21 protein-coding genes are annotated in these 25,898 nt (G+C 39.8%); 7 read left to right on the forward strand and 14 right to left on the reverse strand.

The features are described 5' to 3' along the window. The first annotated feature begins 21 nt into the window (after positions 1–21). Together G4Y78_RS00875 and G4Y78_RS00880 are read left to right on the forward strand one after the other, a co-directional pair. Positions 22–876 (forward strand): methyl-accepting chemotaxis protein, encoded by an 855-nt coding sequence (locus G4Y78_RS00875; protein WP_163830801.1) that lies wholly within the window; start codon positions 22–24, stop codon positions 874–876. Further along, positions 873–1,073, forward strand: coding sequence for a hypothetical protein (locus G4Y78_RS00880; protein WP_163830802.1), 201 nt, complete (start codon positions 873–875; stop codon positions 1,071–1,073). Before G4Y78_RS00875 ends, G4Y78_RS00880 begins: the two co-directional genes overlap by 4 nt. Positions 1,074–1,139: 66 nt before the next feature. Here the strand turns inward: G4Y78_RS00880 and G4Y78_RS00885 are convergent, their stop codons facing one another. Then, positions 1,140–2,633 carry an aldehyde dehydrogenase gene (locus G4Y78_RS00885; RefSeq protein ID WP_163830803.1) on the reverse strand — a complete coding sequence of 498 codons (1,494 nt, stop codon included), beginning with the start codon at positions 2,631–2,633 and terminating at the stop codon, positions 1,140–1,142. Positions 2,634–2,829: 196 nt separating this feature from the next. Between G4Y78_RS00885 and G4Y78_RS00890 the strand changes: the two genes are divergently transcribed. Beyond that, the gene (locus G4Y78_RS00890) at positions 2,830–4,713 is read left to right on the forward strand and encodes a methyl-accepting chemotaxis protein (RefSeq protein WP_163830804.1); all 1,884 of its coding nucleotides are present in this window, start codon (positions 2,830–2,832) and stop codon (positions 4,711–4,713) included. On the opposite strand, the gene murI is transcribed toward G4Y78_RS00890, so the two are convergent. Beyond that, the gene (gene murI, locus G4Y78_RS00895) at positions 4,710–5,564 is read right to left on the reverse strand and encodes a glutamate racemase (protein ID WP_163830805.1); all 855 of its coding nucleotides are present in this window, start codon (positions 5,562–5,564) and stop codon (positions 4,710–4,712) included. The genes G4Y78_RS00890 and murI overlap by 4 nt on opposite strands. 62 nt (positions 5,565–5,626) lie before the next feature. Beyond that, on the reverse strand, positions 5,627–6,598 hold the full coding sequence (locus G4Y78_RS00900) for a hypothetical protein (RefSeq protein WP_163830806.1): 972 nt from the start codon (positions 6,596–6,598) through the stop codon (positions 5,627–5,629). Positions 6,599–6,737: 139 nt separating this feature from the next. Here G4Y78_RS00900 and G4Y78_RS00905 point away from each other — a divergent pair, with 139 nt between their 5' ends. Then, positions 6,738–9,203, forward strand: coding sequence for a cation:proton antiporter (locus G4Y78_RS00905; RefSeq protein ID WP_163830807.1), 2,466 nt, complete (start codon positions 6,738–6,740; stop codon positions 9,201–9,203). 240 nt (positions 9,204–9,443) lie between these two features. Here G4Y78_RS00905 and G4Y78_RS00910 read toward each other — a convergent pair whose 3' ends face one another. The 8 genes from G4Y78_RS00910 to G4Y78_RS00945 all read right to left on the reverse strand — a co-directional run bounded on the left by G4Y78_RS00910 (position 9,444) and on the right by G4Y78_RS00945 (position 18,384). Next, complete coding sequence (locus G4Y78_RS00910; RefSeq protein ID WP_163830808.1) at positions 9,444–10,043, reverse strand: LysE family translocator; 600 nt, start codon at positions 10,041–10,043, stop codon at positions 9,444–9,446. 550 nt (positions 10,044–10,593) lie between these two features. Then, complete coding sequence (locus tag G4Y78_RS00915) at positions 10,594–11,361, reverse strand: substrate-binding periplasmic protein (protein WP_163830809.1); 768 nt, start codon at positions 11,359–11,361, stop codon at positions 10,594–10,596. Positions 11,362–11,460: 99 nt separating this feature from the next. After that, positions 11,461–11,943: a prolyl-tRNA synthetase associated domain-containing protein gene (locus G4Y78_RS00920; protein WP_163830810.1), complete on the reverse strand. Its 483-nt coding sequence runs from the start codon at positions 11,941–11,943 to the stop codon at positions 11,461–11,463. Between the two features lie 101 nt (positions 11,944–12,044). Then, positions 12,045–13,379: an MmgE/PrpD family protein gene (locus tag G4Y78_RS00925; RefSeq protein WP_163830811.1), complete on the reverse strand. Its 1,335-nt coding sequence runs from the start codon at positions 13,377–13,379 to the stop codon at positions 12,045–12,047. Next, positions 13,379–14,437, reverse strand: coding sequence for a glycine betaine/L-proline ABC transporter substrate-binding protein ProX (gene proX, locus G4Y78_RS00930; RefSeq protein ID WP_163830812.1), 1,059 nt, complete (start codon positions 14,435–14,437; stop codon positions 13,379–13,381). Before proX ends, G4Y78_RS00925 begins: the two co-directional genes overlap by 1 nt. Positions 14,438–14,600: 163 nt before the next feature. Beyond that, entirely contained in the window at positions 14,601–15,572 is a 972-nt protein-coding gene (gene proW / locus G4Y78_RS00935) for a glycine betaine/L-proline ABC transporter permease ProW (RefSeq protein WP_163830813.1), read from the reverse strand. 222 nt (positions 15,573–15,794) lie between these two features. Further along, positions 15,795–16,976, reverse strand: coding sequence for a glycine betaine/L-proline ABC transporter ATP-binding protein ProV (gene proV / locus G4Y78_RS00940; protein ID WP_163830814.1), 1,182 nt, complete (start codon positions 16,974–16,976; stop codon positions 15,795–15,797). 196 nt (positions 16,977–17,172) lie between these two features. Continuing rightward, positions 17,173–18,384: an aromatic ring-hydroxylating oxygenase subunit alpha gene (locus tag G4Y78_RS00945; RefSeq protein ID WP_163830815.1), complete on the reverse strand. Its 1,212-nt coding sequence runs from the start codon at positions 18,382–18,384 to the stop codon at positions 17,173–17,175. 140 nt (positions 18,385–18,524) lie between these two features. Between G4Y78_RS00945 and G4Y78_RS00950 the strand changes: the two genes are divergently transcribed. Then, positions 18,525–19,478, forward strand: a complete 954-nt coding sequence (locus G4Y78_RS00950; RefSeq protein ID WP_163830818.1) for a LysR family transcriptional regulator — start codon at positions 18,525–18,527, stop codon at positions 19,476–19,478. A gap of 178 nt (positions 19,479–19,656) precedes the next feature. Here G4Y78_RS00950 and G4Y78_RS00955 read toward each other — a convergent pair whose 3' ends face one another. The 3 genes from G4Y78_RS00955 to G4Y78_RS00965 form a co-directional block, all read right to left on the reverse strand. Further along, positions 19,657–20,013, reverse strand: a complete 357-nt coding sequence (locus G4Y78_RS00955; RefSeq protein WP_163830820.1) for a hypothetical protein — start codon at positions 20,011–20,013, stop codon at positions 19,657–19,659. 349 nt (positions 20,014–20,362) lie between these two features. Beyond that, on the reverse strand, positions 20,363–21,082 hold the full coding sequence (locus G4Y78_RS00960; protein WP_163830821.1) for a hypothetical protein: 720 nt from the start codon (positions 21,080–21,082) through the stop codon (positions 20,363–20,365). Between the two features lie 11 nt (positions 21,083–21,093). Beyond that, positions 21,094–22,329, reverse strand: coding sequence for a hypothetical protein (locus tag G4Y78_RS00965; protein ID WP_163830823.1), 1,236 nt, complete (start codon positions 22,327–22,329; stop codon positions 21,094–21,096). Between the two features lie 1,043 nt (positions 22,330–23,372). Here G4Y78_RS00965 and G4Y78_RS00970 point away from each other — a divergent pair. Together G4Y78_RS00970 and G4Y78_RS00975 are read left to right on the forward strand one after the other, a co-directional pair. Next, the gene (locus G4Y78_RS00970; protein ID WP_163830825.1) at positions 23,373–24,368 is read left to right on the forward strand and encodes a dihydrodipicolinate synthase family protein; all 996 of its coding nucleotides are present in this window, start codon (positions 23,373–23,375) and stop codon (positions 24,366–24,368) included. Next, positions 24,361–25,878 carry an aldehyde dehydrogenase gene (locus G4Y78_RS00975; RefSeq protein WP_163830827.1) on the forward strand — a complete coding sequence of 506 codons (1,518 nt, stop codon included), beginning with the start codon at positions 24,361–24,363 and terminating at the stop codon, positions 25,876–25,878. The genes G4Y78_RS00970 and G4Y78_RS00975 overlap by 8 nt, the downstream gene beginning before the upstream one ends. Positions 25,879–25,898 lie beyond the last annotated feature (20 nt).

Genomic DNA, 25,898 nt, shown 5'->3' on the forward strand with positions numbered 1-25,898 from the left:
TTGGTTGATATTGCTGAATAGGTGGTTAATGATACCGCTAGGGTATTAGATGCATTAGCTAATGGTAATTTAACTGAGAAAATTGATAAAGACTACCAAGGTGATTTTGCTAAATTGAAAGCTGATGCTAATTCTACCATAGAGCGTCTCACTGAGATTATTGGTGAAATTATGTCTGCTAGTGAAGCCGTTGCCTCAGGTGCCCAACAAATAGCACAGGGTAGTGAAGATTTAAGTTCACGTACTGAAGAGCAGGCCTCTTCTTTAGAGGAAACTGCTGCTAGTATGGAAGAGATGACTAGCACGGTAAGAAGTAATGCAGAAAATGCCCGTGAAGCTAATCGGATGTCAGTAACTGCTAAAGAAAAAGCAGAAAGTGGTGGAGAGGTTGTAAATCAAGCTGTACTTGCTATGGAAGAAATTAATACGGCTAGCAAAAAAATTGAAGATATTGTTGGTGTAATTGATGAAATTGCATTTCAGACTAATTTGTTAGCATTGAATAGTGCAGTTGAAGCAGCAAGAGCTGGTGAATATGGTAGAGGTTTTGCTGTGGTGGCAGGAGAAGTACGTAATTTGGCTCAACGCTCTGCAACTTCAGCTCAAGAAATCAAAAACCTTATTCGAGATAGTGTGCTAAAGGTTAATGATGGTACAGAGTTAGTTAAAAAGTCGGGTGAAACACTCAATGAAATAATTGAGTCAGTTGATAAAGTCAGCAAGATGGTTGATCAAATTACAGCTAGTGCTCAAGAGCAAGAGTCTGGTATTAATGAAGTTAACTCTGCCATTTCTCAAATGGATGAAATGACTCAGCAAAATGCTGCATTAGTAGAGGAATCTTCTGCAGCCAGTATGAGCATGCAGAAAAAATGAATAGATTGATGAACTTTTTCAGTCTAGATGCCAATTCTGTCATTACAGTAAGTGGTGATAATAGCCATACTCACACTATAGGACCAGGAAATAAGCCTATAAATCAGTATAAATCGCCAGTTACACAACATAAAATGTCTAAAAATCACCAGTCATCAGTATCTTATGAAGATGATGGCGAATGGGATGAGTTTTAAAAGGTTTTAAGAAAAATAGTAAGCAAGAGTGTAATAAGCTCCTATAAAGGAGCTTATTATTTATTTTTATAACTGAATCCAGGTCGCTTTAATTTCCGTGTATTTATCAAAGGCGTGGAGTGATTTATCCCTTCCATTACCTGACTGTTTATAACCGCCAAATGGTGCCGTCATATCACCACCGTCATACTGGTTAATCCAGACTGATCCAGCCCGTAATGCCTTAGCTACTCGGTGAGCTTTGCTGATATCTTTAGTCCAAATTGCTGCTGCAAGACCGTATTGACTATCGTTGGCAATGTTAATTGCCTCTTCTATAGAGTTAAAACTGATACAAGACAGCACTGGGCCAAAAATTTCTTCTTGGGCAATGCGCATTTGGTTGGTGACATTATCAAAAATAGTAGGCTCTACAAATAAACCGCCACTGTCTTGTAAACATTGGTTACCACCAGTTATTAATTGGGCGCCTTCCTCTTTACCTAATTGAATGTAATTTAAAATAGTTTGCAGTTGAGTTTGATCAATAACTGCACCTATTTGGGTTTCAGGGTTTAAAGGGTGGCTTGGTTGCCAGCTGGCTAACTCTAGTTGTACTAATTTAACAAACTCGTTTTGAATACTGCTTTCTACTAATAAGCGTGAGCCTGCAGTACAAACTTCTCCTTGATTGAAGCAAATAGCTTGGGCAGCTGCTTTGGCAGCGGCATTTAAATCAGGGGCATCAGCAAAAACAATATTAGGACTTTTGCCACCTGCTTCAATCCATACCCGTTTCATATTGGATTGGCCCGAATACATCAATAGTTGTTTGCCAGTACGAGTTGACCCCGTAAACACTAAAGTGTCTATATCTGGATGAAGTGCAATAGCTTTGCCAGCGTCTTCGCCTAGCCCAGGTAATACATTAAAAACACCAGCTGGAATGCCTGCTTGGTGAACCAACTCTGCTAACTTTAATGCAGTTAATGGTGACTTTTCTGATGGTTTTAAAATAACACTGTTGCCGGCTGCTAAGGCAGGTGCGATTTTCCAACAAGCCATCAGCAAAGGAAAATTCCAGGGTACGATTGCGCCTACGACACCAACCGGTTCACGGGTGACTAGACCAATTGTGTCTGCTGCAGTCGGGGCAATTTCACCATATACTTTATCTATGGCTTCTGCATGCCATTGGATACATTGGGCTGCAGCAGGGATATCAATAGTTAGACTGTCGTTAATGGGTTTTCCCATATCCAGGGTTTCTAATAAAGCCAACTCTTCCTGGTTTTGGGAAATCAACTTAGCCAGCTTAAGCAGTATTTTTTTACGTTTTGTAGGGGGGAGACCAGACCATAGTTGTTGATTAAAGGCATTTCTAGCTGCAGCAACAGCCAAATCGACATCTGTTTGGGTACAACTAGCCACTTCACTTAGTATTCGGCCATCGATTGGACTAATGCAATTAAAGACTGCCCCGGCTTGGGCTGCTTGCCATTGGCCGTTAATAAATGCTTGATTAGGGAAAGATAATTGTTTGCTGCGGTGTTCCCAGTCCTGTTGGGTTAACTTTTTCATTGTAACTTGCCTGTCCATATCCTAAAAAAGCATTATAACAAGCATTTTCATTTTATTAAGCTATTCTTAAGGATGGATTCTGCATAAGTTATATATAAAGGTATAGATGGCCTGCCAATATTACTTAAGCCATCACAAGTAGTATTAACAGGTTCTGATTTGGTAATAACTGAATGGTAAGTAATATAGGTTACCTATGAAGTTTACCCACAAAATACTTTTTGCTGCTTCAGCTGTAATGGTAGTTGCATTTGCTGGGTTTAGTGGATCCCAGTATATATTAATTAAAAGCCAAACAGAGTCAGACTTGGTGAAAGACTTAGGGCAATTAGCAGGATTAACTGCCCATAGTATTGCTGACTGGATGAACAATAAACTGCAAATAATGGATGCAGTAGCTAAAAGTCTGGATAAGCCTGTTGATGATCAAAGGGTAAGGGCCATTGTGGACCAAGCAGGTTGGTCTAGTCAGTTTGATTCAGTTTATGTGGGCAGGGAGCAGGATGGTAAATTTATTGATAATAATGATAAACCCAGTGGTGCAGATTATGATCCACGTAAGCGGCCATGGTATCAACTAGCCAAAGCTAAAAACGCTAATACATTTACCGAGCCATACGTTGATGCTGACTCAAAAGAGCTGCTAATTACTGCTGTTAGCAATGTCAAACAGCAAGGTAGTTTTATTGGCGTGGCAGGGGGAGATATTTCACTAAAAAGTATTTCTGAAATGGTTAATAAAGAAGACTTTGGTGGTTTAGGTTATGGTTTTCTGGCAACTGGTGATGGAAAAATTATTATTCACCCTAATGGTGAATGGGTTGAAAAAAACATTAGCGATTTCTATGGCAATAAAAAAATTGATATAAAGAATAGCGGTTTGCAGCGGGCCATTGTAGAAGAAATGGATGCGCTAACCATGTTTGTGCCTATATCTGGTATTAAAACCGTTGATTGGTATATTGGTTTGGTAGTGGATAGAGGAAAAGCATTTGCTGCTATTAACCAGTTTATGATGTCGGCAGTTACTTTTACCCTTGTTGGCATATTACTCATTGTAGGCTTGCTGAGTTTTATGATGAAGGTGGTCTTAAAACCACTTGCAGATATTTCTATTGCAATGAGTGATGTTGCAGCAGGAGAGGGAGACTTAACCAAGCGACTTAAAGTTAACTCAAAGGATGAGTTAGGTCAGCTTGCCGATAATTTCAATTTATTCATTGGTAGAATACATGAGTCTATAAAAAACGTTGCACAAGCTAGTGCTACGCTAGCAGAGTTATTTCAAAAAGTGTTGTCATGGACTGAAACCAGCATGAATAAATCTGATGAACAGTCACACCGCACTAGTAGTATTGCTACAGCAATTAATCAGTTAGGTGCTGCAGCACATGAAATTGCTCAAAATGCAGCATCAGCTTCTGATCGCGCTTCGGAAGCGAAGCATACAACGGTGGAAGGCAAAACTGTAATGAGCCAATCCATTGAAATTATAGAACAGCTGTCGAGCAATATAACTAGTTCAAGTGATCACATTCAAAACTTAAGTGCTAACACTGAAAACATTGGAAAAATATTAGAGGTCATTAAAGGGATTAGTGAGCAAACCAATCTATTAGCTTTAAATGCGGCAATTGAGGCTGCCAGGGCAGGTGAGGCTGGCCGTGGTTTTGCCGTGGTTGCTGATGAAGTGAGAGGGCTAGCCCATCGTACCCAAGAGTCTGCTCAAGAAATTCACAGTATGATTGAAGAGTTACAAAGTGGTGTTCATACAGCAGTAGAAACAATGAATAAAAGCCAGGAATTTAGCAGACAAAGTGTGAATGTGGTGAATGAAGCGGGCAATATGTTAAATGAAGTCAATTCAGTGATTGGTGAAATAGATGGCATGAACCAATCTGTTGCGACTGCAACAGAAGAGCAAACCTCAGTAGTGGGTACTTTGGATGAGGAAATTACCCATATCAATCACTTAAACCAAGAATCAGTTGATTGTTTACAACAAACCTTGCAAGCCTGTGGTGAGGTAGATGAACAATCGACTAAGTTACAAAAGTTAGTCGGTAGCTTTAAAATTTAAACGGGTAGATTTAAATAATCGACTTCTTCAATTCCTAACAGTTTTAGCGCAGGTATTAGCCGGTTTATTTGTTGGTTCGCTTCAGTGAACAAGGCGATATGGCCATTACTTTTTAAGTGAACTGGATTGGTTGCAGAGCCAACAGAGTCGTTTGCTATATGGGTTATATGTGGTAGTAAAGAGGCGACTCGATTGGCAATAGCGGTGCCTGAGTCCACCCAGCTTATATCGGGAGCTAGTTGTTGTAATTCTTCTCGAAGCAAAGGAAAGTGAGTACAGCCAAGCACGACCTGATCAGGTTGATGAGTAGAGGAGGCTGGATGGGCCTGTGATTGATCAAATAAGGGTTGAATAACAGCAGTCAGCCGGTTAAGGCAAATTTGCTCGCCCCTTAACTTCTGTTCAGCTAGTTCAACCATCTCAGTAGAGCCGATTTTGATCACCTGGCAATGGCTAGCAAAGTCTTTAATCAATTGATCAGTGTAAGGACGGGTCACAGTACCGGGGGTCGCAAGTAAGCCAATACACCCGGTTTTGGTTTCCTGGGCTGCTGTTTTTATTGCTGGAACCACACCTACAACTGGGATTTCGAAACAGCTACGTAAACTAGGCAGCACAATAGTGCTAGCAGTATTACAGGCGATAATAATAATATCGAACGAACAACGGTTGCTAATAGCATGTACACAATCAACTACCCGCTGCTGTAACCAGTCAGCATCTTTGGTGCCATAGGGAAAAGCTGCGTTATCACTGGCATACACCACGGAAAGTTGTGGTATTAACCGTGATACTGCTTGAAAGATGCTTAAGCCACCTACACCAGAGTCAAAAATTAATGCTGTCACCATTGGCTATCGTTAAGTCTATATTCAAATTGAAGCTGGGTATTTTACTGAGCTTTTGATTTGAATTACAGAACATAGGCTTCAAAAAGGAAAGCGGATACTGCGAGGCAGATGGCAAGAATCAAAACTGTTAACAATCCTTCAGTGGTTGGTTCATCAGCTTCATGAGTGATTACTGATAGGTCTTCGGTTTCAGCAGCTTGATAATGCTGCCTGATCGGTTGTAATGAAACGACATTATTGGCTTTGGCTGTTATATCGAGTTTATGTGGCGTTGTGTGTAAAAAAAGATTGGAAAAATGAGCTGTGATGGCTTCTTCAGAGATATCTGTAGCCTGTTCACTAAAGAAATCAGGAATAATAGTGGTTTCTTCTGGTACTAGTAGTAAATCATGTTCGAACAGCACAATAGAATGCTGGTTGGCATCATCAATATAGAGTTCATCACCTGTACTAGGCAGCCATTGGGGAGCTGCCCCTGTATAATCTTCAAAAAATCTGAAAATAAGTTGACCGTGCTCTTTGCCTAAAACCACCCCTGTTACTTCTTTTTCTGCTAGTTGTAAGCAAGCATAATAAGGAAATTGCTTATCAGTTAAATACTGATAGTCTGGAGGGAAGCTAACTTGTCGGGAATACTCATTAATTCTTGATGCAAATAAAAAATCAAAAGAAAAGTAGCTAAAACCTAAGCAGTGCCATACAGAGCCTGGCACACAAAAGCTGCGAGCAAGTGCTCTCAACTCATAATTAAACATCTCATCTGTTATTTCTGGATATTGATTAAAGTAATTAAAAACGGCTTTTGTTTCGATAATATAACCAGCATCTTTAGCTTTAGGCATATTAATATTTTCAAAGTAGAGGTAAGGAAGATCAATTTCTTCAGTTGTTGGCCAGCTCCCCTCAATGGTAATACGATAATCTGTTTTCGTAAGTTTACTGGTTAAATAAAGTAAGCATATATCATTGATGGAGTTAATTAATTGACGCTTATCAGGTATTTTAATGTCGTTGATTGGTGCTGTATAAGCCATTATAAACTCACTTATACCGGTTGAATTAGCTATCATAATTAAGAAGGTATAGCTAAAGCTATAAACCTTTGCTCAATAGCATATCGATACTATAACAATAGTACTGATCTTCAGTGCTTACTAATGTTAAGTTGTAACCATGCAGTATGATACAGGTATCTCCGTATTAGTTTTTATCATTATTGCCTTACTTATAGGAGCTGCACTGAGGAATATTATTAAAGGCACTCAAATGCCTTACTCTGTATGTTTACTGGTTATTGGTCTTGGGCTTGGGTTAATTCAACGTAGTGGCTTTTTTACGGAGCACATTCCACTATTGGATGGAACATTAAAACTAGTAGCAGAGGTTGACCCGCATTTAATTTTATTTTTATTTTTACCTACGTTAATTTTCGAAAGCGCATTCTCTCTTGAAGTTCATCTATTTAGAAGAATTTTTGCACAAATTGCTTTATTAGCTGTTCCCGGATTAATTGTGGCCACAACTTTGACTGCTGCTCTGGCTAAATGGACGTTTCCATGGGAGTGGAGTTGGGCTTTGTGTTTAATGTTTGGAGCCATGATCAGTGCTACGGATCCTGTAGCTGTTGTGGCTATGTTAAAAGAAGTGAGTTCGCGAAAGCGACTGGAAACTTTAATAGAAGGGGAGTCTTTACTTAATGATGGCACTGCGATTGTATTTTTTTCATTATTTTATGGTTGGGCGGTGGCAATTAGTGAGCAAGAAAGCGTTAATATTTTGGGGGTAGCAGGTGATTTCACCTGGGTGGTGAGTATTGGTTTGATTTTGGGAGTTTTGGCTGGATTTTTAGTAATGGCATGGATTGGTAGGGTTTTTAATGACCCAATGATAGAAATTACCTTGTCAATTGCTACTGCTTATTTAGTTTATTTTGCTGCAGAGCAAATGCATGTTTCTGGTATTGTGGCAGTTGTTACTTTAGCGCTTATCTTTGCTGGTATTGGGCGTACGAGAATATCACCAGAAGTGGCAGAGTTTCTCCATAGCTTTTGGGAAATGATGGCGCATATTGCCAATACTTTAATTTTTTTATTAGTAGGGGTATTAATTGCAGCAAGAGTACATTTGGATGATATCAATGCTTGGATAGCGTTGGTTATTTTATATGTAGGTATTCAAGTTATACGTGCACTTGCTGTGACTTTATTTATGCCACTGCTAAAACGAATAGGCATTGGAATTACCCGAGAAAAAGCAATTGTGTTAGTGTGGGGTGGGTTAAGAGGGGCTGTCTCATTGGCGCTAGCATTAATTATTGCTCAGGATGATATATTACCCAGGGATGTACGTGATCAAATATTATTTTTGTGTGCTGGAATAGTAGTATTTACCATATTAATTAATGGTGCCAGCATGGGCTGGGTATTAAAAAAACTAAAGTTAGATCAACTACCTCCAGCTAAGCAAGCCACGGTAGATAAAGCCCAATCAAAAATTAATGAAGAATTAACTAGCATGTTACCTGTGCTAGTTGAAAATGAATTTTTAAAAGGTGCTGATTGGGATGAAGTAAAACATACTACTGGTTTGTTAAAGCCAACAGAAATAGCTGAACCTGAAAAAGAATCAGATACAATCAGTGATAGTGATTTATCAGTTGCTTTCAGAAGACGACTACTTGAAACAGAGCGCCGTCACTATTGGCATCAGTTTGAGCAAGGTACTTTAGGTAAACAGTCAACTAATAAATTAGTTGAAGCAGTCGAGCATGCTTTGGATGGTGAGCCGGTAATTGCACCTCGGGAGTCATTATACAAAGTATGGGATACTCCACCTTTGTTGCATATGCTACGTAATGTAAAAGGTTTAAAGAAACTAGCGTTGAGATTAAGCTTTTCACGCTTGGCACTGGGTTATGAAATTGCTAGAGGATTTATTCAAGCCCAAGATAGTTTAGAAAACCATATTAACAGCCTAGCACCTGACGAAGCAGAAGCTACTAAAGTGAACTTACTAGTGAAAGAAAATAAAAAGAAAACCCTTGAATATATTCAGCAACTAAGAGAAACTTTTCCAGAAATTGTTCATACCCTGGAAACCCATTCAGCCATTCGTTTGTTATTAAATCGAGAACGTGCAGTTATACGAGAGCAACTTAAGCAAGCTGTCCTAGACTCTCCTGAAGCTAAACGGATGATTAAGCATGTAGAAGCAAGGATGAAAACTCTGCAGAAAATGTCAAGTTTTTCTGCTCCATTCACACCGGGCCAGTTATTAGGGCAATTATCCTGGTGCAAGGAATTATCTGAAACCACTCGAAATAACTTAAATAATGCCATGGAACATGGTTTATATAGCAGTGGTGAATGGATATTAAGACAAGGTAAGCCTTTTTCTGCTTTAGGTATTATTGCCCGTGGATCTGTTCAAGTACAGGAAGAGCATAAAGGTAAAAAATATAAAAAACTATTAGGGCCTGGTGAACATGTAACGGCACTATCACTGTTAACAGGGGTCAGTCCTGGTGATTATAAAGCGATGACGTTAGTTGATATTTTATGGCTACGGGCAGAGCGATTAAAACCCTTAATGGTGCATGATGAAGAGTTAGCAGAGGCGGTAAGTAAGCTGTTAAGTTAGGGGCTATATGTATTCCTAGAGCTGTGGGCTACTTTTGTTTATCCATATCTAACTTGGCCAATATAGGAATAAAAGTACGTATAACAGGATTTGATAGTCTAATATGCCTGATAAGCAATAATTACCGTCTCCTGACATTATCACTTGTTTTTAAATAAGAAGTAAGTCTCAATTAGAGCAGGAAATAATTGGATGGGCCTGATTATGTATTTACTACAGGCCCTGGACTTTACCTTTTATTTAACTAATAAACAGAAGAATTACTAAAATAATAAAAGAAATTCCAACTATTAAGTTAAAAATTTGGGAGTATTCATAAACCATCCATGAGATTTTTTCCATAACTATAGAGTAAAGTATATGAACTGATAGTGTTATAATTAACAAAATACTAATAAGCCATGAAACTTGCTCTAAATAAGCAAATTCTTTATTTATAAATAAAGGAAAAAAAGAAGCAAAGAATAACAAGGTTTTAGGGCTGAAACAGGTAATAATTAGTCCATGCCTTAACGAAAAGCTACTCATTGTAGGCTCTGATACCTTAGTATTTTTATATGCTGCGACTAATGAAATAACGCCGAGATATAAGAGGTAAATTAACCCTGCAAATTGAATAACATTATATAAAACTATTGATTTCTTCAAAACAACAGCTAATCCACTTACAGCTGCTATGGCAATAAGAAACAGCCCTAATTGAATGCCTATAATTAAAGGCAAAGTCTGTCTTAAACCGAAACGAATACTTTGAGTTAATACTGCTAACGTTCCAGGTCCTGGTGTAGCAGCAGAAATAACACATACCAGTGCATATGAAAGTAAAACATTTGTATCCATATTTTTGAACACCTAAAATAACTGAAAAAATGCAATACACACCTTGGATTTATAGCAAGGTGTTTGTAGGAGGTTTAGTTGTCAGCAGAAGCGTAGTTAGGTGCCCTATACTTTTTCAGGCAATAAAACTAAAGTACCTGTCATATCGAATAACGGCACTATTTGAAGACATCACTTTAGTTTCTAGTTTCACTAAAGATGCCTACAGCTTAGCTTGTTGAGCTTGTCAACTAAACTTTTTCAGTTAGTGTTGCTCAGAAGAATACATACATAATAAACGTCTAACTTTATATAGAATACAAATAAGTTGAATAGGACATTGATACTACGTTAATTAGGTGAAGCAGTCTAGCCAAATTAGAATTAACAGGCCTAATGACGACTGTGAAAACTATCTTATGATAGGTAAGTCAAGTTGTGAGTCCACGTACTATCATTAATCTTTGTATAAAAAATAGCCTTTTCTCTTGGCGTAAATCAGTCGTTTAGGGCTTTTGCTACACTTCGATTGATGTGGTTAGTTGTGTTGGTGACACGGTTATATGATGAGCTAAGAAGAGACTAAAAACCTTCGTAGAATTTGTTTATATTGTCCACTTTTAAGTATTTTCTTAAGGCCACGATTAAAATGTGTAAGTATTAGCTGAGCATGAGGATTATTCTTAGCTACAATCAGGTGTAATTCATTCTGAGAGAGTGGCGGCTGTAGAATCTGAATTTCAGGAAGGCGTTTGGGATAGTGCTTGTTAGTAAGATATAAAGTAATGGCTTTAATGGCTTTAGTCTCTACCAAAATATCAATGCGTCCTAAAAATAGTTTTTGAATATTTTGAATAGGATGTACCACGACTTCTTTATGGAGATAATCAGCATTATCAAATTGAGGGGTATAGGCATTATCTTGTACGATACCAATTCTATAGGCAGTTAAGCTTTTTAGGTTTCCATTATATTTAACCTTTTTGCTTTTTAGACTAAGTAAAATAATTTCATTAGTGTAAAATGCCTCAGAATAATGAAACTGATTTGCTCGTTCTTCAGTAAAATAAGCACCGACAACAGCATCATGAGAACCTTTCAAAGTTGATAATAGTGCCCTGGACCAGGGTTCATAGGCTATTTTTACCTTGCTGTCTGATTCGGCAAATGCAGCTGCTACTAGTGCCATTACAAAGCCCCCTTCAGGTAAGTTTGGTCCGTAAAAAGGTTCCCAAGCGGAATCACCGACTAGTTTAATTGGTTGATTGCTTGAAAATGATGAATGTGAGAAAGTCAACAGCAGTGATATAAGTAAAAGAACTTTCAGGCTCTGTTTCATTCTATAGTCGAGTTGTTATCCACTTCTTCATAATTATAGCTTGTCTTAAATGGAGTCTTGCTAGGGCTGCTATTAGTTTTATATATTTGAAAACTAGAGTTACTCACATATATGAATTAACTTTAATTTGTGTCCTGTTGCATGCATAAATTTCTCAATATCTTGTTTGGGTATAACGAGTGTTACAGTATTGACTAGTGGATGACACTGTATTGTTGGATAAGCCCATATGGTTTCATCTATCAACACTTCAACAACATGACAAGGGTCGTGCACTAAACTAAGTAATGAAACTGCACCAGGCTTAATACCTAAGTACTTTTTCAAGCGTTCAGGTGAGGCTAAACTAAGTTTATTGACTGCCAGTTGAGTTGCTAACTTTTCCAGACTGATGGTTTTGTCGTCGCTCACTACAAGCAAAAAATGTCGTTTACCTTTACGGTCACGCAAAAACGAGTTTTTGGTTTTAGCTCCAGGAATGTGAGAGGTTAATCGATTGGCGTCTTCACAGCTATATAAAGGTGGGTGATCGTATTGCTCAAAACGAACATGCTGTTCTACTAAAAAAGAATAGATATCCATTGTTAGACTATGACTAATAAATTTTTTTCATTATAGGACTACTCAATTAATAACCTTATCAGGTTTAATCACTCTTTGGCTATTGTCTAATAAAAAGTAAGTTAAGGGTTTAGAATTTGTTGTAGTAAAGCTTTACAGTCTTTGGCTTGTTCCAGGTTGGTTATAGCTTCTTTAATGACATTAATACGAGTTTGTGGGAATTGACAGGATGTTAATAACTGGAATTTTTCATGAAACTCTACTGAAGTCATCGCTGTGTTTGGATCGCCTTTGGCAGGTGTATTTGAGCTGCTATATTGGTGGCTATTTTTTAGCGAAATGTGTACTCGTGATAGCATTGCTTCTGGAAAGCACGCCGATAGATCATCTGCTTCGATAATTTCAATACGACGGCTGATAGCTAAAATATCTTCAGCATAAATAGCATCACCGGTTACTTCAGATGGTCCGAGCTGGCCTCGACTGATTAATGCAGCGACAGGAAATGCCAGGCTATACTGAGCTTCATCTGCATTGACTGGAAAATGCCCTTGCAAACGCATGGATTCGTGGAAAGTTTCTATTCGGATATTTTCAATATTATTGGCATTAATTTCAGGATGTTGACTCATTAACTGAGTAGTGGCAGTTAAAGCAGGTTGTGCCCAGCGGCAGACAGGCCAGGGTTTAAAATACTGAGTATCAATTTCCCAGTGTTGGCCTAAATTTTCCCAGTAGTGTTGTACATTTTTCATGGCAACTGTTTCTGCAGGGGCTCCAGTTATACCTTCTTGGGCCAGCAGTAATGCATTGATTCCTGCGTAAGCACCGGCACCGTGGGCATCGCGTAACATTGAGGGGAAATCAACAAGTCGCATCATTGGACAACGGGGGCCGAAATATTCAGCAATACCAAGGGCATGCTGAAACTGTTGTTCAGTTAAATTCAACAAGCGAGCACCACCGCAGACAACACCTAAACCTGAAAAAGCACCGGAAGCATGGTATTCTACTGTGCTATTCATCAGTGCGATGCCTGCTCGAAGTGCTGTTTCATATCCAATGGTAATTGCTGCAAGTAATTCACTTCCGCTGATTTGCTGACCTTGATTACAGCAGGCATCTGCTAATGCAAATAAAGCCGGAACCACTGTTGCCCCAGCATGACCTTTCGATGTGAAATGACCTTCATGGGCATCCAAACTATCAACGATAAAGCCACCTGCCCAGGCAGCCCCTAAGGGGTGTACTGCGCGGCCATCAAATAATAACCGAGAGTAAAGATGAGTAGGGGCATAGTGCTTTACCGCATAGTTTTTTATCTGTTGAGCGGTTTGGTTGTGGCTAGCACCCGCAGCGATCCCAATAATATCAAGCAATGAATGATTGATAATTTGCCGGGTATGATGGGGTACATTGCTAAATTGTAATTGACGTATAAATTGATACAGATGCATTATTTTTTAGCTGCTAAGCGTGCTTGTTTTAACCAATTTTCAAACGTAGTTTGGTGTGCGGTGATCCATTCTTTGGCATGGCGCTTAATGTCGGTAACTGATTTTTCGCCGTTTTGCATTTTTAAATTTTGAGCACTCTCATCGTTCGCAGAAATTTGTACTAGAGAAATAAAGGCTTTAGCAGCAGGGTTTTCAGCAGCGAAATCTTTACCCATGACAGCCATGACTTTATCAACAGCAAAGCCTAGGTTTTTCCCCTGAAATTGAGTATTAGCATTATTATTTCCCTCTGGTAGGCTAGTAAAAGGCACTTCCAGCCATTCCACGTCTTTTCCGGGGACTAACACTCCTGAAATCCACTGTGGCATCCAGGTGTAATACAGAACCGGTTTACCCTGTTTATAACGAGCAATAGTATCGGCCATTAAGGCAAAATAAGACCCTCGGTTATGGCTGACGGTTTTGTTTAATTGATAAGCTTTGATATGGTGATCAATAACCTGCTCGCAACCCCAGCCAGGGTTACAGCCTGTCAGGTCAGCTTTGCCATCGTCATTGGTATCAAACAGTTTAGCGATTTCAGGTTTTTTGAAGTCTGCCAGAGAGCGGATGTTGTATTTATCAGCGGTTTTTTTATCAATTAAATAGCCTTGCAGCACACTTGGAATGGTGGTGCCGGCTTTTATCAGCCTTCTGTCACCTCCTGCTTTTTGGTAGAAGTTGTCGTGTAAAATATCCCAAAGGTGCACACTAAAATCTGCATCGCCGTAGGCAAGCGCTAGCATCATGGCAGCATATTCAGTTTCCTTGGGTTTTTCCACTTCATAACCTAGCTCTTCCAAGCCTGCTATAACAATTTCACCACGAAAACGCTCTTCAGCAATATTAGGAAAGATTGGGGTAACTGATTTACCTTCACCTGGTTGCTCAGCAGCCTGAATGGTAGTAAATGGCAGGCTAAGTAATACGGCGATTGCCGTAGTTTTTATGATTGTTTTGGTACACTGCTTTAAAAGCGGTAGTGGGTTAAAAGATAATTTATTAATTGAATACTGCATTAGATAACTCCTAATTTATTATACCCTTCTCGAATGATTTTTAGGGTTTGTTGTCGTCGCTCTTCACCCCAATCATTTATACAAACATAAACTCATGGGGCTTCATCGCTCGACGGCCGCCCCTAAAAACCATTCGCTTTGGCTATATGTGGTTGCTTTATTTTTATTGGCTAGGGCTGTTACTGAGTTTGTTGCCATAGCTACTTCTGAGTTTGTTGCGATACAAGTAAACCAGGCAGCCAATGGGGCCAGATTCATACCAGTGCAGGGTGTTATTAGCGTCAGAGCGTTCGCCAATTGCCTGGGTTAGCCGATCAAGAAAAATCGCCAGCAATACCAACCCGACTCCTCCTACAGTGGCTAAGCCCATGTCTAGCCGGCCAATACCTCGTAGCACCATTTGCCCAAGACCACCAACGGATATCATTGAAGCTATCACTACCATGGATAGCGATAGCATTAAGGTTTGGTTCATGCCAGCCATAATGGTGGGTGTGGCTAGTGGTAATTGCACTTTGAAAAGCATTTGGCGAGGTGTGCAACCAAATGCAAGGGCTGCTTCCACTTTATCTGCTGGCACCTGGCGAATACCTAAATTGGTTAAGCGTACCAGCGGTGGTAAAGCGAAGATTATAGTCACCAACACCCCAGGTACGTTGCCTATACCAAACAGCATTACAACAGGTACCAGGTATACAAAGGCGGGTAGGGTTTGCATGGCATCTAGAATTGGCCGAATAATCTTCTCCAGCCGATCATGACGGGCACAGAGTATTCCCAAGGGCACGCCAAATAATGTGCAGAAAAATACAGCAGTTAATACCAGGGATAAGGTGGTCATAGACTCAGACCAAACACCAATCAGGCCTAATAAAAAAAGTGTAATACCACAAAAAGCGCCCATTTTTTTGCCTGCTAATTGCCAGCCAACCAACGAGGCAATAATAATGCTAATTAAAGGGGGAACTGCTTGTAAAAGCGATTCAATGCTATCTAATACTTGGTCTATGGGCCAACGAATACCGCGAAAAAAACCACGAAAATTATCGACCAGATAGTTAAGGGCTGCTTCAACCCATTCTCCCAAGGGGATACTCAGGCACTGAAAGGGATCTAATAAACTACAGTCTGACATGGATTCTCCCTTTTTATACTCTTCGCGAATGATTTTTAGGGTTTGTTGTCGTCGCTCTTCACCCTAATCATTTATAAAAACATAAACTCATAGGGGCAAGTCTGATACAGCAAGACTTGCGGTAGCTGCCTTAATTTATATAAAAGTGCTACAGGAACTCATCGCTCGACGGCCGCCCCCAAAAACCATTCGCTTTGACTATGAATGTTGTATTTTAATTTTTTATTGTTTGCTTAACGTCTGTAACAGCTGTTGCTTGGAAATTGTCCCGTAAAAAACGCCATGCCGATCGATGACTGGCACAGGGTAAGGGGCATCAGCGACAGTATTAAACATGTCTTTTAGCGGGGTATCGGTATAAACCGTCAGGTGGTTATCCATTCGGTGTTGATATAGTTTTTCAAAGTCAGTCAGAGTTGGTTTTAAGGCGCTTGTAGAAATTATCCCTTGAAGCTTGTTCCGTTCATTAACCAGGTAACCAAAGCGAATATTGTCACAAGCATGGTGGGGGTGAATTTTACCGTTTAGTTTAATAATACTTCTTGGGTCTGTTTCAGCTATATCGCCTGCTTTTAATACTTTGGATACATCTACCCCGTTAAAAAAGCTGGCAACATATTCATTTGCTGGGTTGCGCAGCATGGTTTCTGGTGTATCTACCTGAACAACCTGTCCTCCTTCCATAATGGCAATGCGGTCACCAATGCGAATGGCTTCGTCAAGATCGTGGGAAATAAATACAACTGTTCTTTCCTGTTCCCGCTGCAAACGAATTAACTCATCCTGCATTTCAGTGCGAATAAGTGGGTCCAGGGCAGAGAAGGCTTCATCCATCAACAGGATGGTGGGGTCATTGGCTAAAGCGCGGGCCAGGCCAACTCGTTGTTGCATACCACCCGACAATTGATGGGGGTAGCTGGTTTTGTGTTCAGCCAAGCCAACTTGTTCTAGTGCAGCCGCTGCACGAGTATTTTTTTCCTTCGTTGAAATACCAGATATATCAAGGCCAAAAGCCGCATTTTCTAACACCGTCATATGGGGCATTAGCGCAAATGATTGAAAAACCATGCTCATTTCTTTGCGGCGCACATCCAGTAATTCTTTAGCTGACAGTTGGGTTATATCTCGTCCATTGAGGTTAATGGTGCCAGAGGTAGGTTCTATCAGTCGGTTAAGTAAGCGTACTAACGTAGATTTGCCGGAGCCAGACAACCCCATAATGACAAATATCTCGCCTTTATTAACAGTGAAGCTGGCATCAAAAACACCGACAGTTTGCCCAGTTGATAAAAAAACTTCGTCTTTATCTGCACCATTCTTCAGCATTTCCATGGCAACAGCAGGCTTATTGCCGTATACCTTGAAGATATTATTAATCGAGAGTATTTCGCTGGAATCCGCCATGCTGCCCTCTATTGTTATGATTATTCTGTAGCTATACCCTATATTTGCTTATTGCACTAAATTACTTAACGACTGACATTAAGTGTTCCATGTGCTGCCTTACAATCAGGCTGGTTGCTTTTGTAATAAATTATTCATTTACGCCCAAAGCGTCCAACGACATTTGATGGGTGAAAACCATAACATATCGTTATGGTTAATCTGTTAGCTTGCTTTTCATGGTATCGCAGTACCAATCAACAAACTGGCACACCCCATTTTCAGCAATATCAGAAAAAGGCCCTGGAATATAGGCAGGTGAACTTACTCCGCGATAGCTTTCTTCGACTAGCTGGCGGTCCTGATCATTGGTGGCAAGCCAAACTTTGGTTAAGTTTTCCAGATCATAATCTATCCCTTCTTTGGCATCTTTATGGACTAACCATCTGGTGGTTACCAGAGTTTCGCCTGGGTTTAAGGGTAAAACCCGAAAACTAAGCGCATGGTCGCCAAGGAAATGATTCCAGGTTGATGGATAGTTAAAGTACAGTAGTGCGCCAATATTTGGCTCACTTGAATTATCTAAGCGTTTTTTAACAGCAGGTTTACCGTTCATGGTATAGCTGGTGGCGTTATTAAAAAGTGGGATACGAGTCATGCGGTATTGACCCTGTTGATCCATTACCATACGGCTAGGGAATCCAGCTGCTTCACAGCTCTCCCAATGGACTTTTAACTCTGGGTCTTCGTCACCACCAACACCGGCAACACTGAGATTTTCAACGAATGAGTTTAATAATTCAGGGTGGTTGGCGTCACAGTGATAACACTCGCGATTATTTTCAAATACCAGCTTCCAGTTACCTTTCTCAACTAGGTTAGATTCATAAGCCACTTTGCAGTTATCCAACTGATGGGGTGACAGAAAGGGTGAAACCGCATCACGAAACTGGCTGAAATTCGGTGCTTGCTCAGCAACACATATATAAATATAGGTGTTAACTATTTCACAATGAGCTGGTAATAAGCCATAGTCATCTTTATTGAATCGCTCTCCCATATTGCCTGCAAACAATAGCCTACCATCTAGTTCAAAGGTCCAGCTGTGATAGGGACAGACTAGCTTAGCCACTTTTCCCTTGGCTTTTGAGCAAACCCGCGATCCCCGATGTCGACAGGCATTGTGGAAGGCACGAACTTCGCCACTACTATCTCTAACAACAACGATAGGGTAGTTACCTATCTGTAAAGTGATGTATTCACCAGGCTTTTCAATTTCAAAGGTATGACCAGCAAAAATCCACTCTTGATGCCAAATCTGCTCCAAGTCATCTTGAAACACCGCAGAACTAAGATACAGCTCACGGCTAAGCCCGTGGCGGGGTTTTCTTTGGTTGATCAGAGACAGCGTTGCTGATTTACTAGTCATGCTTGATACTCCTAATGCAGCGTGTATTGCATGCGTTTTTTATTATCAAATATCGGGCTAACTGTTTAGCCTTGCAGTCTAGAGGTACTGATAGTTGAAGCAAAACGATTTTTTATCAAATATATTAACAACAAGAAGTTATGGTTAAACATGTAGAACCCGACAAAATCCTGGTAAAAATGCCCTCGCTGAGAGCGGTAAAATCTTTTGTTGCTGCTGCCAAGTACCAAAATTTTACCCGTGCAGCAGAAGCATTATGTGTTACCCAAGCAGCAATTAGCCGCCAGATTCGTGAACTAGAGGCTGCTCTGGGAGTAGACTTGTTTAAACGAGCAGGCCGTGCAGTGGAGCTCACTGAAGCGGGCACCATTTTTTATGATGCGGCTTACCTGTCGTTTGTGAATATTGCCCAGGCAGCAGACAGAATTAAGTCTGCTCATTCAAGTAAAAAAGTACTTACTATTTGTTGTTCGCCAGCATTTTCTGCCTTGTGGTTATCTCGTCGATTGCCTGATTTTTTTGCCGCTAATCCTGAAATTGATATTAATGTGGTAACCACAGAAAACTTTTTGAAAATGGAACCTGGAGTGTATCCTGATGTTTTTATTAATAAAGTAACTGACCCTCGTGAAGGCTATCGATCGGTTCCATTATTTCACGATATAATTTACCCAGTATGTACACCACAGTTTTTAGCGGAAAACCCCGATATTAATACATTAGTAGGGCTAAGTGATACGGTTCTGTTAAATCTAAGCCCTTATGGTAGAGCCCAGATAGCTGAGCATGTGGATTGGTCTGTGTGGTTTGCATTTTATGATATGCAATTAAATAAACGCCCTCGCACTGGCAAACATTTATTTAATGCCAATGACTATAATATGCTGATTCAAATGGTATTAAGCCGCCAAGGCGTGTCATTAGGCTGGCATCATTTAGTTGGGCCGTTAGTTGATCAGGGGCTATTAGTCAGGCCAGTTGAGCAAGAAGTGATATTTAAGGAAAAACTCCATTATTTAACTTATACGGAAGACAAGGAAGATAATGACGAATTTAGCCGATTTAGAGACTGGCTATTGTCATCTTTAAGTTAATTGATTAGGGACAGGATGGCCTACCCTGTCCCTATTATTTGGATACACTAAGATACCCAATACGAATGGCTTTTAGGTGAGGTTATCGAGTGACGAGCCCCATGAGCCTATAAATAATAGGTGATTGGGGCGAGGAATGAAGATAACAAAACCTAGAAATCATTCGTGAAGGGTATACTTAATTGTAGTTTACCGTACAAGTATACTCATAGTTTGGTGCATCAGCTGGTGGGTTTGGTATATATTTGGCGCTTAGAGAGAGAGTTGCCAATCGCTCAGTTGAAAAATAATAAGGGGCATAAAATACGTCAAAACTAAACCCATAATTATTATTTTCGTTATACCACTTGCCGCCAGAGCCAATCCAAGAACTAGGGTACGCTTGTTTTAGTTGCCCCATTTCTACAGCACAGTATTTTGATAAATGGTAAACTGCGTCATTTGCTTCCTTGCCTAACTGTACAAAACTTGAAGAGAAGGCACTTGTGCTGGTTATTACTGCAGCGAAAACAGCTGCTTTAGCTAACATTTTCATTTACTTTTTTTCCTATAAAAAGTATCCCTGGAGCAGCTATCTTTAGACAATAGTCGTATTGAGTAGTGCTTCAATACGACTGTATAAAGCATAAATACGACAATTGCTTCCAAGCTAAGACCAATTTTTATAACCAGAATATAGCCTATTATGAACCCTCCTTACCTTAGTGATACTAATTTAAGGCCAACATAATTCAACTCTAATGGTAAGATAGGTAACTTTTCTGTTAAACACTATCTACCAGTATTAAACGCTCAACCCCCATTGAGATATTTCCCAATGGGGTTTTCTACTAACAGTTTAAAATTCACTTACTGTATAAGTAGTGAAGGTAGTATAAATAACTTTACTCACAAACAGCTCCTTTGGTAATACTTCCTTGGCCAGACTCTGCTGCTTCAAGTTCATCTATACGAGCAGTTCGAATTTTAGCTTTAATTTCAGTTCCATCCTGTGGTGTATATACCTGTATTTTACTAGCAACTTTGCCTTCTGCTTTTGCTAAGGATTGTTGGCAGGCAACACAGGAGGACTTATCTATCATTCCTCTTAACTTAATATCAGCTTGCGTTAACGTTTTACCAGCTTTGTTTTTATAACCAAAATTATTAACATTTCTCTCTACCCGATGAATTGCTTTAATTTCTGCATCAAATTTCCTATTTGCATCACCTACCACCACATCTTGTTGAATCTTTGAGTTAGGGTTGAACCTAGCGAATCGAGTACGTTGTTCTTGAGTTAGAGCATTAAGGTTTTCAGGACTTTTTAGGGTTTGATTAGGAACTCTACCATTTCGGCTATAAAATTGGTCTACAACTTCATTTGTATTTTTGTCAAGAACTTCCCAGTAGGCAACAGTCCCTTCTCTTGCTTGGGTCCATGTTTCAGGTGTAGCCTTATTTAAGGCTAGTTCCTCACCTGTATAGCTGGAGGCTTGTCGTAAATTGTTAAACATTCTATTTTTTATTCCTTCAGAGCTACTGTCTGTAATTTGGGGATATTCTACTGCCGAGAATGCTAGTTGGCTTATTACTAAAGAAAATACACTAATAATTTTATACATAATTAAGTCTCCTATAATCTGCAAAGAGAAGCTGCATATTCTTCTTCAGCTAAAGCGGCTTCTTCACTTGTTACTACTTCCTCTTCAGCCAGTGCTTCAGCTTCTAGTGCTTCAAAAAGTTCAAGCCCACCTAGTCCTTCAAACGCAAACAATAGTCCAATTAATTTTGCTAGGCCGCTCGTTTTTTTAGGCTCACTGGGGCGAGTTAGTTCTATGTATTCTCTATCATAGGTGTGAAGATACCAGCGTTGATAAAGTAGTTTATTGGAAATATCAGGAGTACAAAGCCTGGTGGTATATGAATCATCGAATTTATGCTTACCGGTATCGGGTAAACAAGCTGCACCGGAGTAGGGGAAGGGGCGCTGGAAATAATTGTAATCACTGGCTTCAGCAAACTTCATGTCAAATGCTAACCGTGCCAGACGAAAGACACCAGGGATAGGCTTGTTCCAACGGTATTCATCTGAATGAAGGTTAGCTTTTAAGGTATCAAGTAAAATACCTTTCTCGCTGTTTGTTAACTGAGTGGGATCTTCTAGAAATTGGTCAAGTATAGCCTGATATGAACTTACCCATGAGTTACCTTGTGATGCTTTTAGATCTTCACGAAGGTATTGAGCTGCAAGTGCAAACTTCGCTTTCATAGTAGTACTGGTTCTATGAATTCTTAAAGCAGTGGTATAAATATCGCGGTCAATAGTAGCTATACCTTTAGCAATTTCATTCCAAGGTTGGGCGTGGTTTTCCATTGTACGCATTTTTTCATAACCAAGCTGCCTAGCTAGTTCTGTATATAAGTTTCTATTAGCAGGGTAGCCACTTTGGGTGGCGGTGTAACGATTCCATAATGTTGCAGCTTCAGCAAAAACAACGGTTTCTGCAAATGGTTTAAGTTGACCTTGTATTTCGTCAATTGAGCGAATATCGGTATAAAGGCCCACAAACCATGCTGGATTTTTAGGTAAGTTGTTAAAGAAAAGCCTGTCAAACATTTTATCTGATAAAACAATTTTCTTGTTACCTGTTTGCTTACTATATAAAGAATTGGCAAAAATAAGTGCTTTCAAGGGACTATTAATTGACGTGATACAAACACTATTTCCTTCAGCATTTACCAAAGTATCAGGACAATTATTAGCTATTGAGTTTGTATCTGCTAATGCAATGTTGGCATGAATACTTAGGGGAAGTAATAAACCAAAAGTTACTTTTGGTTTTATAAAACGTTTAACGACATTGTTCATATGCTGTTTATCCTATTGATAGTTGAATTTTTATACCTGCTCTGTTTTTTGTTTATATAAAGTTTAGTGATTTATTTTCTCTCCTCGTATATTATGTTGAAATTATTTTGTTCACAAACAACCCTACATATAAACAATATTGCCTGGGTTGGATAGTTAAAAATTTCATTATAAAAATTGGTTTGATGATTTAAATTATGTTTTATTTAAATTGTGATCGCATTAAGTAAAATAGTCGATGTATAAATAAATTCGGTTGTTTTGTCAGTATCTGTTTGTGTTTTATTGCACAATAAATACTGGGCTGTCTGGTCAATGTCTTTGAAATATTCGAAATATAAATGTCGTGTTGATTTTGATATTTTATTAATTATAAAAAACACACTCATGCCGTATATAAAACTAGTGACTATCAAACTGAATCTTGGTGTAAAGAAAATTAGTAAACAATTATTAGAGGTGCCCTTTAGATAATTTATACTTAATCACTCAGAAATTAGTCGATATTCTAACATTCGAATGATCAATAACTAGCCTGGTATTATTTATAATGAAATATATCATTATAGGGAAATTAAGATTATTTTTTTAAGTATAATAAAAATATAGAAGGAAGTCTTCAACAGGCGCCAGATACAAGTAATGATGCGGACTTGTCCCTGATAGTGAGCAAACCAGAAAATTTCGATGTTAAAGCGTTTAAGTCATTGTATCCAAGACAGTTGCTGGTGATGTGTAGAGATGGTGCAGAGGACTGGTGCTCTGCTTGGCCAAGTTTGCTAAGCCGGCCGGAAGGTGTTGTGTTGACGAAAAGGCTATTGTGGAAGTAAACACGTCATGGAAGCGTATTAGGATCATTCTTTGCTTAGGTATAAGATCCCTAGTTAAAAACAACCACTTTTGATAACCCAACGTTATGTTTTTTCCGAAATAAATGTTGCTGTGGTTTTTTCTGCTTCTTCGCTAGTCTGTAACTCAGTTATAAAGGTTGTCAGCTACAATGATGCCCTGGAGAAGAATTATATTAAGTGTAAGGGGGTTAAATGCAATTCGAAGGGATTTATACGCCAGTTATCACACCATTTAGTGATGACTATTCAATCGATTATGATGCCTTTTCGGCGATGGTTGAGCACTTAGTCAATGCTAATGTTAATGGTATTATTGTAGGTGGCACGACCGGTGAGTATTACGTTGAAAGTAATGCAGAACGGGTACGCTTGTTGGAAATAGCAATGGAATGTGTTGGAGGACGAATACCCGTCGTATTTGGTACCGGGTCACTTAACCCAAACGACTCCATTTTATTGGCAGAGGCTGCAGTGAAACAGGGGGCTGATGCTTTATTAGTAGCAACACCGCCGTATTCTTTGCCCACTGAACGTGAATTGGCCAGACATGCTTTGGCTGTAGACCGGGCCGCGAATCTACCCATTATGTTGTACAACTACCCTGGTCGAATGGGGGTGATGATGGGGGTGGAATTTTTAGATCGAGTGGGTCGTTCGCCAAACTTTTGTTCCATTAAAGAAAGCTCTGGTGACCCAAATCGATTGCATTTATTAGCTCGTGATTACCCGCATATTCAGCTTTCCTGTGGTATGGATGACCAGGCCTTGGAATTTTTTGCCTGGGGGGCTAGTAGCTGGGTTTGTGCTGGCTCTAATTTTTTACCTAGTGAGCATTTCGCGTTATATCAGGCTTGTGTCGTAGAAGGTGACTTCAAGAAAGGCCGTCGCATTATGTCAGCAATGATGCCATTAATGCGAATATTAGAGCAGGGTGGCAAGTTTATTCAGAGTGTTAAATATGGAGTAACCCTTGAAGGGCTTAAAGCGGGTATTACCAGAAAACCACTTTATGGTCTGAATAAAGATGAAAAACGTGCATTAGAGCAAGTGATTCGTACAGTTAAAACGACTATTGCCAGCATTATAGAAGCGCCTCAGCAGCAAGGCTCGGTGGTTGAAGCTACCTCCAATAAGCAAGCTCCAAGAACAACGAATACCACGGAAAAGGAAAATATAAGCTATGTCTGATTTGCTCACTCATGATGAATATCTTGCTATTGCCGCTGATTTAAACCCACCTTCTATGAGTTTTATTGACGGTCGATTTCGTCCGGCAAAATCGGGTAAAACCTTAGCCACTATGAATCCTGCCACTGGGAAAAAACTGGCAGACATTGCTGCATGTGACAAGGAAGATGTTGATTTTGCGGTGGAAAAAGCTCGTGAATCGTTTGATGATGGTCGCTGGCGCTGTCTTCATCCCAGTGAACGTAAAGATGTATTAATTCGTTTATGTAAATTAATTACTCGTAATCGACGTGAATTAGCCGTGTTGGAGTCCCTTGATTCTGGCAAGCCAATTAAAGATTGCGAATCCATTGATATTCCAGAGTTAATTCACACCATTAAATGGCATGCGGAAGCCATTGATAAAATTTACGATCAAACGGCACCTGTCGGTAATGATGCGATTTCAATAATTGTTCGGGAGCCCATTGGTGTGGTTGGTGCAGTATTACCATGGAACTTTCCCTTATTAATGCTGGCTTGGAAAATGGGGCCGGCATTAGCGGCAGGTTGCTCAATGGTAGTCAAACCAGCGGAGCAGACATCACTCACGGCATTACGCATTGCTGAATTAGCTATGGAAGCAGGATTACCCCGAGGCGTGTTAAATATAGTGACTGGCACTGGCAAAGACGTTGGTGAACCAATAGGTATACATCGGGATGTGGATATGGTGAGTTTTACCGGCTCTACCGCAACTGGCCGATGTTTCTTGCGTTATGCTGCTGACTCTAACCTGAAAAAAGTCGTATTGGAATGTGGCGGGAAAAACCCCTGTATTGTTCTGGAAGATGCTGAAGATTTAGATCGAGTCGCAGCTCAGGTGGTGAATGCAGCATTTTGGAATATGGGTGAAAACTGTTCCGCAGGTTCACGACTGATAGTGCATAAAAAAATTAAAGAGCAATTACTGGAAAGAGTTAAAGCTCATGCCCGTGAATGGCGTACCGGTGATCCATTAGACCCCGCTAATCACTTGGGTGCATTAGTAGACCAAAACCATTTTAAAAAAGTGGCCAGCTATTTAAATTATGGAAAAGACTCTGGCAAAGAAGTGATTCTGGGCGGTGAAACTATGGATGGTATTTATGTTCAGCCCACTATTTTTGATGGGGTGGATTCACAAGACCGTTTGGCCCAGGAGGAAATATTTGGCCCAGTGCTATCGGTTATTACTGTGTCCAGTTATGACGAAGCCATTCAAGTGGCCAATAACACCGATTATGGTTTAGCGGCCTCTGTTTTTACAGCTAATGCTAAACGTGCCTTACGTGCAGCACAGGCTGTTCGGGCTGGTACTGTAACGGTTAATTGTTTTGGTGAAGGTGATATCACCACACCGTTTGGTGGTTATAAACAATCTGGCTTTGGTGGCCGAGATAATTCCATTCATGCCCATGACCAATATACCGAGCTAAAAACTATTTGGTTGGATCTCAGTGATCCGGTTGATGAGGCCTGTGTGGATTAATTGGTACGTAGTGATGGCTG

This window comes from Spartinivicinus ruber, from assembly GCF_011009015.1.
Lineage (GTDB): Bacteria > Pseudomonadota > Gammaproteobacteria > Pseudomonadales > Zooshikellaceae > Spartinivicinus > Spartinivicinus ruber.